Annotated in this window: 16 protein-coding genes and 1 pseudogene; 7 read left to right on the forward strand and 10 right to left on the reverse strand. The window is 39.3% G+C overall.

Going from position 1 to position 13716, the window contains the following annotated elements; genetic code table 11:
• Nucleotides 1-270: 270 nt before the first annotated feature.
• Both dapB and H6G06_RS18595 read left to right on the forward strand, forming a co-directional pair.
• Complete coding sequence (dapB, locus tag H6G06_RS18590) at nucleotides 271-1107, forward strand: 4-hydroxy-tetrahydrodipicolinate reductase (protein WP_190562878.1); 837 nt, start codon at nucleotides 271-273, stop codon at nucleotides 1105-1107.
• A gap of 159 nt (nucleotides 1108-1266) precedes the next feature.
• Nucleotides 1267-1971: a phosphate ABC transporter permease gene (locus H6G06_RS18595; protein ID WP_190562792.1), complete on the forward strand. Its 705-nt coding sequence runs from the start codon at nucleotides 1267-1269 to the stop codon at nucleotides 1969-1971.
• Nucleotides 1972-1988: 17 nt separating this feature from the next.
• Here H6G06_RS18595 and H6G06_RS18600 read toward each other — a convergent pair whose 3' ends face one another.
• The 5 genes from H6G06_RS18600 to H6G06_RS18620 all read right to left on the reverse strand — a co-directional run bounded on the left by H6G06_RS18600 (nucleotide 1989) and on the right by H6G06_RS18620 (nucleotide 5062).
• The gene (locus H6G06_RS18600; RefSeq protein ID WP_190562880.1) at nucleotides 1989-2618 is read right to left on the reverse strand and encodes a precorrin-8X methylmutase; all 630 of its coding nucleotides are present in this window, start codon (nucleotides 2616-2618) and stop codon (nucleotides 1989-1991) included.
• A 73-nt stretch (nucleotides 2619-2691) separates the two neighbouring features.
• Entirely contained in the window at nucleotides 2692-3501 is an 810-nt protein-coding gene (locus H6G06_RS18605) for a TPM domain-containing protein (protein WP_190562794.1), read from the reverse strand.
• 238 nt (nucleotides 3502-3739) lie between these two features.
• The gene (locus H6G06_RS18610; protein ID WP_190562796.1) at nucleotides 3740-4210 is read right to left on the reverse strand and encodes a DUF948 domain-containing protein; all 471 of its coding nucleotides are present in this window, start codon (nucleotides 4208-4210) and stop codon (nucleotides 3740-3742) included.
• Between the two features lie 11 nt (nucleotides 4211-4221).
• Nucleotides 4222-4578, reverse strand: a complete 357-nt coding sequence (locus tag H6G06_RS18615; RefSeq protein ID WP_190562798.1) for a YtxH domain-containing protein — start codon at nucleotides 4576-4578, stop codon at nucleotides 4222-4224.
• 190 nt (nucleotides 4579-4768) lie between these two features.
• Nucleotides 4769-5062: a hypothetical protein gene (locus H6G06_RS18620; RefSeq protein WP_190562800.1), complete on the reverse strand. Its 294-nt coding sequence runs from the start codon at nucleotides 5060-5062 to the stop codon at nucleotides 4769-4771.
• 118 nt (nucleotides 5063-5180) lie between these two features.
• Between H6G06_RS18620 and H6G06_RS18625 the strand changes: the two genes are divergently transcribed.
• The 4 genes from H6G06_RS18625 (at nucleotide 5181) to H6G06_RS18640 (ending at nucleotide 8792) form a co-directional block, all read left to right on the forward strand.
• Complete coding sequence (locus H6G06_RS18625) at nucleotides 5181-5570, forward strand: hypothetical protein (RefSeq protein ID WP_190562802.1); 390 nt, start codon at nucleotides 5181-5183, stop codon at nucleotides 5568-5570.
• 220 nt (nucleotides 5571-5790) lie between these two features.
• Complete coding sequence (locus H6G06_RS18630) at nucleotides 5791-6510, forward strand: hypothetical protein (RefSeq protein ID WP_190562804.1); 720 nt, start codon at nucleotides 5791-5793, stop codon at nucleotides 6508-6510.
• A gap of 205 nt (nucleotides 6511-6715) precedes the next feature.
• Nucleotides 6716-7483, forward strand: coding sequence for a DUF1350 family protein (locus tag H6G06_RS18635; protein WP_190562806.1), 768 nt, complete (start codon nucleotides 6716-6718; stop codon nucleotides 7481-7483).
• Nucleotides 7484-7655: 172 nt separating this feature from the next.
• Entirely contained in the window at nucleotides 7656-8792 is a 1137-nt protein-coding gene (locus tag H6G06_RS18640) for a PP2C family protein-serine/threonine phosphatase (protein ID WP_190562808.1), read from the forward strand.
• On the opposite strand, the gene H6G06_RS18645 is transcribed toward H6G06_RS18640, so the two are convergent.
• The 4 genes and pseudogenes from H6G06_RS18645 to H6G06_RS18660 all read right to left on the reverse strand — a co-directional run bounded on the left by H6G06_RS18645 (nucleotide 8789) and on the right by H6G06_RS18660 (nucleotide 11079).
• On the reverse strand, nucleotides 8789-9115 hold the full coding sequence (locus H6G06_RS18645) for an STAS domain-containing protein (protein WP_190562810.1): 327 nt from the start codon (nucleotides 9113-9115) through the stop codon (nucleotides 8789-8791). The two genes, H6G06_RS18640 and H6G06_RS18645, sit on opposite strands and share 4 nt — an antisense overlap.
• A 527-nt stretch (nucleotides 9116-9642) precedes the next feature.
• Nucleotides 9643-10323: a nucleotide exchange factor GrpE gene (gene grpE, locus H6G06_RS18650; protein ID WP_190562812.1), complete on the reverse strand. Its 681-nt coding sequence runs from the start codon at nucleotides 10321-10323 to the stop codon at nucleotides 9643-9645.
• A 52-nt stretch (nucleotides 10324-10375) separates the two neighbouring features.
• Nucleotides 10376-10453: pseudogene (locus tag H6G06_RS18655) on the reverse strand (DNA starvation/stationary phase protection protein); the annotation flags it as partial.
• A gap of 362 nt (nucleotides 10454-10815) precedes the next feature.
• The gene (locus H6G06_RS18660) at nucleotides 10816-11079 is read right to left on the reverse strand and encodes a ParB N-terminal domain-containing protein (RefSeq protein WP_190562814.1); all 264 of its coding nucleotides are present in this window, start codon (nucleotides 11077-11079) and stop codon (nucleotides 10816-10818) included.
• 330 nt (nucleotides 11080-11409) lie between these two features.
• Between H6G06_RS18660 and H6G06_RS18665 the strand changes: the two genes are divergently transcribed.
• Nucleotides 11410-13029: a SpoIID/LytB domain-containing protein gene (locus H6G06_RS18665; RefSeq protein ID WP_242039765.1), complete on the forward strand. Its 1620-nt coding sequence runs from the start codon at nucleotides 11410-11412 to the stop codon at nucleotides 13027-13029.
• 116 nt (nucleotides 13030-13145) lie between these two features.
• Here the strand turns inward: H6G06_RS18665 and H6G06_RS18670 are convergent, their stop codons facing one another.
• On the reverse strand, nucleotides 13146-13445 hold the full coding sequence (locus H6G06_RS18670) for a ferredoxin (RefSeq protein ID WP_190562818.1): 300 nt from the start codon (nucleotides 13443-13445) through the stop codon (nucleotides 13146-13148).
• Between the last annotated feature and the right edge of the window lie 271 nt (nucleotides 13446-13716).

A 13716-nucleotide genomic window follows, 5' to 3' on the forward strand; every position in this document is an offset into this window, starting at 1 on the left:
GGATGTATGAATTAATTTTTTAGATTCCTGATTAGTTAAGGGTAAATACTGATTTCTTGAGTTCTGTGACGGAGGAGCTAGTGAAGATACTCGTATCCTCATCATAGGTGATTATTTAATCAGATATGAGCCTCCAACGGGAGCGGTTTGCGCTCCCGCAACAATTGAAAAAAACACCCAACAGATTGGAAACCTGAAATCCTTACCTGGCAAGGGTTATAAAATGTGTTTCTTAGGAGTAAAATGACTAAAAACGCATTTGCAGGAAATATGACCAATCAATCTACCATCCCAGTTATTGTCAACGGTGCTGCTGGCAAAATGGGACGTGAAGTAATCAAAGCAGTAGCCCAAGCACCTGATATGATTTTAATGGGCGCTCTCGATACCTCACCTGAACATCAAGACAAGGACGCAGGAGAACTGGCAGGTTTAAGCGAACCTTTAGAAGTGCCTATTACCAATCAATTAGAGCCAATGTTAGGCTATGTAGCTGGTGAAAGACAGATGGCTCCTGGGGTAATGGTAGACTTTACCCATCCTGATGCGGTTTATGATAACGTGCGGAGTGCGATCGCTTACGGTATTCGTCCAGTAGTGGGAACCACAGGTTTAAGTCCCGAACAAATTCAAAATTTGACAGATTTTGCCGAAAAAGCCAGTACCGGTTGCTTGCTAATTCCTAATTTCTCCATAGGTATGGTACTGCTACAACAAGCCGCAGTTACCGCATCCCAATATTTTGATCATGTAGAAATTATCGAACTGCATCACAACCAAAAAGCCGACGCACCAAGCGGTACAGCCATTCAAACAGCGCAGTTATTAGCGGAATTGGGTAAAACTTTTAACATTCCTCAAGTCGAAGAAACAGAAAAAATACTAGGAGCTAGAGGCTCTTTAGCCGAAGAAGGCATTAGAATTCATAGTGTACGCCTACCTGGACTCATTGCCCATCAAGAAGTCATTTTCGGCGCAGCAGGGCAAATTTACACCTTACGCCATGATACAAGCGATCGCTCCTGCTATATGCCCGGAGTCCTACTAGCAATTCGCAAAGTCAACCAGCTAAAGTCATTAGTATATGGATTAGAAAAAATCCTGTAAGAAAGGAGTCAGGAGTCAGGAGTAAAATAAATGTGTAGTCTGATTTTCAGAATTATATTGATATCCTGATTACCCTGTCCATTGATATCTCTGTTATAAATTTTCGATTTGCGATTTTTCCCATCCAAAATCTAAATTCTAAATTCTAAATTCTAAAATATGCTTGTTCCACTGACTCGCCAAAAATTTGAACAAATTATCCCTCTTATTGCCAGTGGTTCACAGTACAAATACTACTGGGGAAAGTTTAACAGTTTTTTACAGCGGCTATTAATTTCTGTAGTGACTGTAGTTGTAATTTTTCTGGGCAGAATCTTTTTGAAGCTGGATTTTGGGCTGATTTTCACCTTCGGGGTATTTGGCGCTTTTTTTTGGTTGTGGTATCCCGTATTTCAAGCCAGTATTCGCAATGCAAAATGCCGCCGTTACAAGTACAGCGGCTTTTTCCGAGGACGAGTGCTAGATTGGTGGATTACAGATAAATTGACAGGTAAGCAAGAAACCGTCAACAACAAAGGCGAGTTAGTAATTATCGAAAACCGCGAAAAACGGATTAACTTAGAAATTGGTGATAACACAGGGTTTAGTGTAGAATTTGATGCCCCATTACGTCCTGCTCACAAAGCGATCGCACGTGGTCAAATTGCAGAAATGATAGTCATGTCAAATAGCCCAGATTTAAGCAGCATTGAAGAATTTAGCAATATCTACATCCCCAGTCGTAACCTCTGGGTAAGTGACTACCCCTACGTGCGAGAGGATTTCTTTAATGAAGTCAGTCTCCGCTTACGAGAAAACCAACAAGAAAAACCTCGTCGTCGTCGCCCAGAAAACCAGAGAAGCAGAGGGGATGATAGATATTAATTTTCCCCATCTCTCTTCTAACTTACTCCACTTCTATCTTGACCATAGGCTTGCCAAGCCAAATCAACCAAACCATCAACAATAGCAGATGCTACCACCGCATTACCTTTACGACTGTCAATAGTAATATAAGGTACTAAAGATTCTTGCAAACGTTCTTTATCAGAATCTACATTGATAAATCCTGCTGGAGTAGCAATAATCAAAGCCGGTCGAATTTCTTCCGCTTCAATTAAATCTACAAGTGCAGTCAAAGCAGTTTGGGCTTGACCAACCACAAAAATCCCCTCTGGATACCGCTTGGCCAGGGTTTCAATCCCCCAAGCAGAGCGAGTTCTTTCTTTTTGTGGACGAGTCAGAGCTTCCATACTGCAATACACCGGGTTGGCAAAGGTGTTTTGAATATCGTAGGCAATACCGACTTGTACCATTGGCACATCTACCACAATTGTAGTACGTGCTGCTAGTGCTGCTGCTCCTGCTTGTAAAGCGTGTTCCGAAAAGCGAATCAAAGACTTGTACTCAAAATCAGACGTGGCGTATATTACTCGCCGGACTATCTCATATTCTGCTGGTGAAAAGACATGATCGCCAATTTCACTATCAATGATTGCCAAGCTTTGAGCATCAGTTACGTGCCATTCCATTGCTGTTAAGCTTCTCACATATCAGCTTTCAGCTTATCATCACAAGGTAGGGAACAGGGAACAGGGAACAGATTTATGATTCGCTACTAGAAGGAGGACGACTGAAACCTGGAGATAGATAAGCTACCAAAACACCAATTAAGAAAGCGGAAATATTGCGAACCAGAGGAACCCAGTCGCTAGTACGGGTTATGACTGGAGCAATACCGAAGGCAATAAACAAAATTCCCCACAAAGGTGAGAAAATTAACGCCCATTGCCAAGCAAAAACTTGTTTATCATTGCGGGGTTGAGCAGCAAAGCCACAAATCACACCACCAATAGCTGAGGTAATGACGGTGAGTATCCACTGTTCTCTTGGTAGTCCAGGAACGACGTTACAACCACCTTTGAGTAAACAACCTTTAACTGAATCTAAGGCTTGGAGGATGGCTTGGTCTTCCCCTTGTTCCCGCACAAAGTACAAGTTACCAAAACGCGTTTGCAGTTCAATCCAAAATGTACGGGGTAAAAGTTCATAAACCGCATCACCCACACTAAAGCTGAGAATGTTACCACCACGAGCATCTGCAACCAAGAGAATGCTTTTGTCATCCAAACCCCAATATTTGATTACTGCTCTCCCTGGGGTGCGGTCATACTGGGTTAATACTCGCAATTTCCAGCCAGTAGCAGTTTCAAACTGTTCTAACTCGTTGACCAGTTTTTCTTCTTGGGGGTCGGGGAGAGTTTTCGCTAAATCAACCACTGGGGTAAATGTGTCAGGTAGCAAGTCAGGATTTTCATAAGCCAGGGCTGATGGTGAATGAATCGCCCAAATTGATCCAGCAAAGAAAAATACTGCAATGGATACTAAAATTTGTCGCCAAAAACAACGCTGCATGGAATTTTTTATACAAATATTAAGGGCAGAAGTGAACAAGTTGTTTTAAAAGAGTACGAGAAAAGTGATACTTCTTTACACTTGTTTACTTTACTCTAATCTAAGGCAATGGGGAATGGGTCAGTTATCAGTTATCACTTTTCCCTGTCACCTATTCCCTGTTCCCTCTCACCTATTCTTGATCAAAATCACTTTCCTAATTAACAGCTTCACTGTAGCCATTGCTACTAAGTTATCATTATGAATGTGTGCGCTTATTTTCTTGCCTCAGCACTTCTCGCTCTCGCAGAGTTAACTCTGGTTTTTCATTCATCGGTAAGCGTTCAGGACTGCGTCTAGCAGGTTTTTGGTGCGTGAAGCTTTTCCAGGCAGCTTTAACACCAACTACGAGGCTGCGTGTGCTGACTTGAATGTTCTGAGCTTGTTTTTTGGCGTTATCCAGGCTTTGATCTACTTGTTGAACGACTTGTCCAGCACTTTTTACACCTTCACTAACATCATCGGTTAAATCTGTTATTTCTAAACTGGTATTACGGATGGCTTTGAGAGTAGGCGGTAACTCCCTTGATAGAGTATCAAAAAACTTTTCGGCACTACGAGCGGCGCGTGCTAACTCCTGCAAAGCGGGTATAGCCGCTACTAAAACAGCAGTGAGACTAGCAGCGACTAAGAGAATGGACAGTCCCAGCCAAAACAGAGGGTCAATCACGGTTATGCTATTTATAAGCGTTCTAGATTCTGGTTTATAGAATCTGTGTTTTCGGCAGCAGCAGGGTTTGGCCGTTTTAGGGCTTGACTTTCGCGTTGAGTAGCATCTACTCCAGCAGCGATCGCTTCCCGCAGTCTCTCTAGGGTATCATCCCAGTTTCGCAGTGCGTTGGCAGAAAGCCGATCTGCTTGCATCTGCACACTTGTTGATATATCTTCTGCCAATTCTGGTAAGGCATCTGCTGATTTTTTCAAAAGTTTACGGGTTTCGCGCCCTGTGCGGGGAGCCGCGAGCAAGCCGGTTAAAGCACCGATAGTAGCTCCCAGCATCAAGCCGCCAATAAATATTCCAGAACGATTATTGGACATTTATTTTTATGGTTGATCTTTTATCTATTTACACTTATTTTAGGCTGGTTTTATGTTCTGGCAATAGCGATAGGTAGATTCCGACTTTTTGGAAATGACCATTTACCGCAGTTGTGTAGATCAGGCGGTTGTCAGTTGGATGAGAACATACAGTTATCAAATTCTATAATCACTCGTTATATTTTGATTGTCAAAGATACCTCTGCCAAATTTTTCTCCCCAGTAGTATGAGGTTGAGAATCTGCCGCACTTGCTGGATTTGCAGTTTCAGGTTTTGGTGTTTTTGTCGCAAGTTATAAATTTGCTGTTGCCCTGTATAAATATTTTCTGGTGCTGTATACAGTACTGTATGGGTAGCGCGTTCATAGCTGTTTAATCTTTCTGCTATAATTCGCAGCTTGTGCTTGAGTTTCCATACCTGCCAAGCTATGTAAAAAAGTATTAGTGAGATTAAGATATTAATCAGGACAACTATTATTACCATTTTGGTCCTTACAGAAATTCAAACGGTTTTTGTTCCTGTAGCCTCAACTTCAGTTGTTTGACATTCAGTTAAACTACACTTAAAAGCTGATACTAGGACATATTTGACTTTAAATCCGATGACAGATAAAAATTTAGAAGCGTTAATAGTCAAAATTGTGAAAAAGCTGCTCAAAAAGGAAATCACGAAACTCAATCAGGATAGTTTACCAATTGTTTCAACTGAGGTAAATCAGCAATTAGATAGTTTTCCAGAAAATTTTGTAACTGAAGAAGAAACACACTCTACCGCAGAAATACTTAAGGATGTATATACCAGTAGGTTTGTCAATTTACCTACTCAAGAAGATTTGGAACTTGAACGCAAGTTAAGGGAAATGAAATTTCGACAGGAACTTAGGAAAGATTGGATATTATTTCTTTTGAGGGATATCATAGTATATGCCTCAACTATCCTCTTTATGTTTACTGCTGCTGGTTTTTATTTATTCACTATCATTAATAAATAATTAAGAAATCAGGCAATTTCCAGTTATGCTCAAGTGTAACTATGATAGCAATAAATTAAAAATCTAAAATCTAAATTTATCCTCTCTTCTTCCTTTCTGTCATCTTCTTTATACTTTCTGTTGTATGTAAAGTTTTGGTAAAATCTCATGACAACTACCATTCTCAAAATTTGATTGCTATATTAGAGTAAATTACTATTCTGCTGAGGTTTGCAAAGCTGTGCGTGATGATTTGAAGGGCTTAGAAATTAGTCATCAGGAGTTGGAAAATTTGACTAATTTACCTGTTAAAAATGAATTATTTATTATTACTAATTCTCTGCATAAAGTGAGAAAATTATTAATAGCAAAAATCAAAGGTTCAGAGTGGGCTACGGTAGTTTTTATAGGTTGTTCTACTTTGGTGTTTTCATATCTATTATTTGACATACTTCTCAAAGTATTTGCTAGTTGGATCACAATACCATCTTGGATATTACTAATTTTAGTTAGTATTTGGGTTGGTGGTGTAATCCAGACTATATTATATTTACTGTGGAAGAGCAAAGCTAAGTTTATCAAAAAAAATATGACAAATTCTCTGCAAACTTTACTCACTGATGTTGAAAGATATAATGCTGTTATTAAAGCTATAGATATTAATGACCAAATAGAAGATGCTGGTAATCCAGAGGTAGGGATCAAGCAAAGAGAGAGAGTTATTGAAGCTTTAGTTTTTACCAAATTAGATTTAGTACGTGCTTTAAAAACCGAAAGAATTTTGCGAGAAAATAAAAATTTCATTTTGACTAATTCGGATTTATTTGCTAACAATTTAGCTACATTAACTTCCATACAAGTTACTGAACAAGCAACTGAACATGACCGATTATTGAATGAAGCGTTGCAAATTGCTTTAGATGTCCAATACGAAATGCGAAGGTTACAAAATCAGCGTTAAAACCCAATTAATAGATTAAGTTAACCTTTTTTTCATCTAGTATGCGATCGCACAGTTGTTTGGTTAAACTGACAATATATTGATATTTTTAGAAGATTACACCCTCTCCAAGATTATAGTTAATCTTCTCTGGCAGGAACGGAGTAACATTAAAGAATATGAAAAAAACCTTAGCCTAGCTTAATCGTAGGTATCGCACATTGATATGGACTGGAAAGAAATCAGAGGCAACTGGGTAATTATTCCGCGTCATCCCATCGGTATCATCCATTTCTTAGGGGGTGCATTTGTCGCTACCGCACCTCACCTAACTTACCGCTGGTTACTAGAACAGTTGGCAGCTAAAGGCTATGTTATTATTGCTACGCCTTTTGTCAACACCTTAGATCATCTGGCGATCGCTGAATCTGTACTGCTCAACTTTGACCGCACCCTAGAACGCTTACACTATTCAGGTGAATTACGCAAACTGTACCTGCCTATCTATGGTCTTGGACACAGTATGGGTTGCAAACTCCATTTATTAATTGGTAGCCTTTTTCCAGTTGAACGAGCAGGTAATATTCTCATTTCCTTTAACAACTACACTGCTAAAGATGCCATCCCTCTGGTAGAACAATTAAATTCTACCTTGGCGATTGAGTTTACTCCTACACCTTTGGAAACTAACCAGCTAGTACAAGAACGTTATCACATCCGCCGTAATTTATTAATAAAATTTAGCAATGATAATCTTGATCAATCAGCAATTTTAACAAAAATTTTACAAAATCGCTTTCCTGAAATGGTGACAGCACAAACCTTATCTGGAAATCACACCACACCTTTAGGTCAAGAGATTAAATGGCAACCAGGAACTTCCTTTACTCCTCTTGATGCTTTAGGACAATGGTTTAAGCAAGAAGTATATCGTGATTTACACCAGCTAGAAAAAGTTATGTTTTTCTGGCTCAACCCTCTTGCATCTTCATAAGATTTGCTCACCTCAAAAGATTAGTAAACCGATGGATAGTTAAAAATGATTTTCTTTTAATCAAGTTAGTAGTTTGGAAAATAATCATACTACTAACTATTTATTCATCAGTGTATTTTTGGCTTTTTATTTTTATTTCTGGATAGAAGATTAATTCTATACGCTCTTAATTATGTTTCAAATTCTAGTAATTGATGATGACTATTCAATCCAGATCCTTCTGAAAAGGATGTTGGAAAAACGTGGCTATCAAGTAATCACTGCCAGTAACGGACAGGAAGGAATTTTACAAGCACTAGCTTCTCCTCCAGCCTTAATCATCTGTGATTGGATTATGCCAGGTTTAACAGGTCTAGAAGTTTGCGATCGCATCAAGAAAGATCCTCAATTATCTACCACATTTTTTATTTTATTAACATCATTGGATTCAGTTGCAGATCGCGTTAAAGGACTAGATGCTGGTGCTGATGATTTTATCTCCAAGCCTATCGAGCAAAATGAACTTCAAGCCAGAGTCAGAGCAGGATTACGTCTACATCAGTTAAATAGGGACTTACAAACTCAAAAGCTATTGTTAGAGACAGAACTAGCAGAAGCAGCAGAATATGTAAAATCCCTTTTACCTTTACCTATATCTACACCACTAAATATTAATTATAGATTTCTTCCCTCCCGACAACTAGGAGGTGATTGCTTTGATTATTATTGGCTTGATTCTGACTATCTGGCAATTTACCTATTAGATACTGCTGGACATGGGCTTAGAGCAACTCTTCCCTCTGTTTCTGTACTCAATCTACTTCGTTCCCGTGCGCTCAAAGGACTTAATTATTATCAACCTAGTCAGGTATTAAAAGCTTTAAATGATACTTTTCAAATCAATTATCAAAATGATAAATATTTTACTATTTGGTATGGTGTATATAACAGAATTAATCATCAGTTAATATATGCAAGTGCTGGACATCCACCGGCAATATTAGTATCTGGAAAATCTCCCAGCACCACGAAAATCAAACTCCTGAAAACACCAGGTATGCCAGTTGGTATGTTTCCTGAAGCAAAATATGTGGATGAAACTTGTCAGATTGACGAATTGAGTAGTCTTTACATTTTTAGCGATGGCGCTTATGAGATTACTAAATCAGATGGGAGTCTTTGGAGTCTGGATGGATTTATTCAGTTACTAGTTAGCTTACAACATTCAGTTGATTACCAACTTGATTATATACTGAAATATTTAATCAATTTAAACTCCAAAGAAGCCTTTGATGATGATTTATCTATCCTGCAAATTAAGTTCGATTAATTTGTAGCCATTAAAACCTGATTGAAATCATCTTGACTAGGAAATATTTCAAATATTTCATTTATACTGGTCAATTCAAATATCATTCTCACTTGCTCATTAATTGAACAAAGAACCATTTTAATATCAGCATCTCGTAGGGTTTTGAAAGCTAATACTAGAGTTCCTAAACCAGAACTATCTAGAAACGTAATATTTTGACAATCAACTAAGACAATCTTTGCACCACTTTCCATGATTTGGGCAATATCTTGCTGAAATTCTGATGAAGTTTCAGCGTTTAAATTCTCTTTAAGTGTAAGAACTTTAACCTGCTGACTCATAATTAGGTTACTCTGATTCATATCAATGGTGTTCTCTTGTAGCTAGTATATAACAATATAGGAAATTTTAAAAATTCTCATCATCTGAAAAGCAGAAATTTTTCATCATTCAAATAGTTTTTCAATTATAAATTTCCCAATAAATAACTGGAATTTTCTACTCATAAATTCATAGAAAATTGTCAAATTTGAACTTATAAACCGTGAACCTCAGCTAGTAATTGATTACAAACAAATCAATAAACAGTTCATATTTTTATAGTTAATGTTATTAGTTACAAAGAAGGCAGGAGGCAGAGGGCTGTCTTGCTGGAGGGAAGAAGTATGAATTAAAACTTTAGTTCTGGGTCTCAAGCCCAGTTTAAAAGAGGAATTGTATCGAGACTCATAGCGCGTTAGCAAAGCGGCACGAAGTGCGATACAAAGCGTCCTTGCTTCAATCCCACGTTTTAAAACGTGGGTTCGTCCTGCCTCCTGCCTCCTATCTCCTGCCTCTTGAATTAATATTGAGCAATAGAATCGCTAATTTAAAGTCGATTGACCTTAGCTCGATAAAGGAGCTTATCAGCTTGACGGTATCCAATATAACATACTTTGACTGTTTCGCCAAGTTGGGCTGTTCCCTGCAATAATTCATGGTATTCAGGATTATAAGGTATTTCTGCTCCCACAGACGCGATCGCTTCCACTCCCCAAGCCTGTAACAATTTTTCAAGCGGCTTTTGTACCAAAGGCAATATTTTTACTGCCTCCAGATGGGGATTATCCTTGGCTTTCTGTGCTACTGTAGGCCAGAACAACAATAAAGATTCCAATATTTGCAAACTTGACTGCCGAAACTCTTGCTGTAAGACATCTCGCTGCTGTTCCAGCGTCAGCATGATTCGTTCGTACTCTCTTCTTAAGTCAGCAATTTCTTGTAACAATTTTGCATTCGTATTTAAGTGTTCAGTTTTGACTGCAAAACTCAGAACTTGGGAATCAGAACTCCCGGTTGAAAAAGTTGCTATTAATTCACATGGAGATATCTGTAAGACTTTTGATAGCTTCAGCAGCACCTCTACTCGCATCTGCTCCAGCTTTCCCCGTCGTAAACACAAGATTTGCCACTCAGAAACACCAGTAGCGGAACTCAGAGTTTTAAAACTAGAGATCCCCACACTTTGCATTAAATTTCGCAACTTTGGGGTGAAATCTTCCTCAGGCATAAGGCATGGGGCATAGGTTGTTGTTGCCTATTATACCCCATTTCTTCAATTTCTATTCTTCCAGCAAACTTCTCAGCATCCAAGCGGTTTTTTCATGAACCTGCATTATTTGAGTTAACAAATTTGCTGTAGATAAGTAACTTGGCACAATTAAATATAAAACCTCTCTCCAAACCTCTCCCCTGGTAGGGGAGAGGCTTTGACTCCCCCTTCCCTAGTAGGGAAGGGGGCTGGGGGGTTAGGTTTATATTATATTTTTTAACGCCCACTTACTTAACATAATTTTTTGCTTCCAATAACTCAATCAAAATGCTAGTTTTTCTATTAAGACTTACGCACAAGTCACGTAAAAATCAACCACGTATTGCTAAAGCGTTCGCGTAGCGTCCCGTAGGGATACACATGAAAAACACGAACTTTTAGCGATGTTTTGCGTAAATCTGTCTACTTTCACTATACCTAAGCTATGCTGATAGAACCTGTCACGCTTGTTCATGCCAAATGCATCTTCAGCACACTGGGAGTAGCTTTTCTAACTTTAGCTAAAATTGTTTCTTGTCCCAGTCGCTGACAAGCTTCATAACGATGGCAACCAGAAAAGCCATAATACCGTCCATCTACTTCAAGAACATCTATCGGCTCTTGTTGCCCAATTTCGGCAATTGACTCCATTAAGTATTTTACCTTTTGGGGATCGTTCTGACGCGGTAATGGACGTTGAATTTGATTTAAGGGAATTTCTTGAATTTTCACCATAAGGAATTTTGCTGGTTAGTTATGCTTTCCGTGCAACGCCAAACCTATACAAATCGCTCATATCTAAATCAATAGAGCATTTTGCTGTTTGCTTCCTGCTTCCACCAATCCCGGAGGGTTCTTGTCCACAGGCGTAAATGTTGCGCTTGCCTCATGTACTCGATGTTTGGGTTTATAAATAAATCATAGTCGTTATGATTTCTAGTTGCAAGTAGTTGAGATAAAACAGGTGATGATATTATGGGATGGCATAAACTACTCAACAAAAACGCTACAAAACAAGTTCAAATCTGCCCCGAAGCCTCACTGTGGGAGCAAAATCGATTTTTCATGAAAATCTTTTTCTGGCGTTCTGCCTACAAAATACTGACGACCTTTTGCTTATTGGGACTGACTGCTGCATCAAGTCCTGTCAAAAATAACCAAGATGTGGAACTAAAAATTGGCATTGTCCAGCGATTTGGAGCCACACCTACAGCCAAGTTACAACTGACACCGACCAAAGGCGATCGCTTAAAGCTAAAATGGAAAGTAGATAATCAGCAGCAAACCCTCATCACTGCCAACCCCGTCCAGCTGGAAACAGTCATGGAAACCTTACCTCAAGCAAAAGTGCAGGAGGTAGTAGTTTTGGGAGACTTCCGCACCTTTGAAACAGCTGAAGATAGCGCCAGAAACTGGCGTTCACAGGGAATAGAGGTGGAAATAGCCCAACCAGAACGCTGGCAAGTATGGGCTAAACGAGAAGTTTATAGCACTCCCTTGGTACGACGCTTGTTATTACAAGGCATACAAGCATCAGGACAGAAGCTGCCATATTTAGATACACAAATTCTCAAACAAGTGCCGCGAGTCAGTTGGGAAATTAATGGTAAGCGATACAGCAATAATTATCTAGAAATTACCACCAATAAAAACCTGATTCGCGTCAATAAAACTGAAAAAAGCACTAATGCGCGTCTTTATCCAGGGACGTTGAACTTACAGCCCAATGCTTATGGGACTTACTCTTTAGTAAATAAAGTGCCTTTAGAAACATATTTACGTGGTGTTGTACCTTATGAAATTGGCACGAGTGCGCCACCAACATCCCTGGAAGCCCAGGCTATTATTGCCCGCACCTATGCCCTCCGCAATATAGGTAGATTTGCTATTGATAACTATCAATTATGTGCCGATACACACTGCCAAGTTTATGATGGGCTAAATGGAGTGGCTCAGACCACAGATCAGGCGATCGCCGCTACAACAGGCATGGTACTAACTTACAATAACGAGATAGTAGATGCCCTGTATTCTTCAACTACAGGTGGCATCACTGCCTTCTTTAGCGATGTTTGGAATGGAGAAGATCGTCCTTATCTGCGCCCCGTAGTAGATGCAGCTACAAATACTTGGAACTTATCACAGAATAGTTTAGCAGACGAAAATAATTTCCGGCAGTTTATTAACCTGCAACAAGGATTTAATGAAAGTAAATGGGATGTATTCCGTTGGCACAAACAAACAAGCCTAGAGGATATTACCAAGGACTTACAGAAATTTTTGCAGGTTAGAAAGAGTCCCTATGCCAAATTTAAAACCATCAAAGCCATAGCTGTAACCAAGCGCAGCGAAAGCGGACGAATTTTAGAACTGGCTGTGAAAACTGATATCGGCGTTTTTACCCTGCATAAAGATGAAGTTCGCAGCGCCTTTGCTGCTCCCCGCAGTACACTGTTTTATCTCCAACCTCTCAACAAGGGCAAACCAGATGTGTGGGGATACGCCTTTATCGGTGGAGGGTTAGGACATGGAGTAGGTTTAAGTCAAACAGGCGCTCAGAATTTAGCCAAGCTAGGTTGGTCGAGTGCTAAAATTCTTCAGTTCTATTATCCAGGCACAGAAATTAAAATTCTCGGTGACGATATTAAGCCTTTCTCAACATCCTCTGCCCCTAAAACCAGGTAGGGCAGGGCTTGAGTGCAGAACAACGAGCAATTCTAAGAATTGATCATGAGAATCCACCTCTACACCGTTGGTACGGTATAGGGGTGGAAAGCTATTAATATGGCAAAATCTAGCTCTTAGTAAAGGTCTTCTTCTTTGTGAGTTTCGATTGTACAGTCAGAAGTTGGGTATGCAACACAGGTCAACACATATCCAGCTTCGATTTGATCATCGTCTAAGAATGATTGGTCAGATTGGTCAACTGTACCAGAAACTATTTTACCTGCACAGGTAGAGCAAGCACCAGCGCGGCAAGAGTAAGGCAGATCAAAACCAGCTTCTTCAGCCGCGTCTAGAATATAAACATCATCCTCAACATCAATTGTTTGGTTGAAATTCTCAGCTTTGTTGATTAATGTGACTTTGAAAGTGGCCATTTAGTATTCCTCTCTTGTTACAACGGCAGTAAATAAGTTATCTTGCAGCAAAGATTCCGGCTATTCCCCTGGAATTAGCTGCTGATTTAAATTTGCTTCGATTCTGATACTACGGGAAAAATTAACCGTTGTAACCGAAAATTGACCACGATTAGTAATGAAATTTAGTTACTTATTATTGATAAGTTTTATTTATATAAATTCCGTGCCTCGGATAGATGGCGAAAGCATTTTTGTGGGTAATATCTTTTAGATGTTGCATTGTAGTCAG

Source organism: Anabaena sphaerica FACHB-251 (genome assembly GCF_014696825.1).
In the GTDB taxonomy this organism is placed as follows: Bacteria; Cyanobacteriota; Cyanobacteriia; order Cyanobacteriales; family Nostocaceae; genus RDYJ01.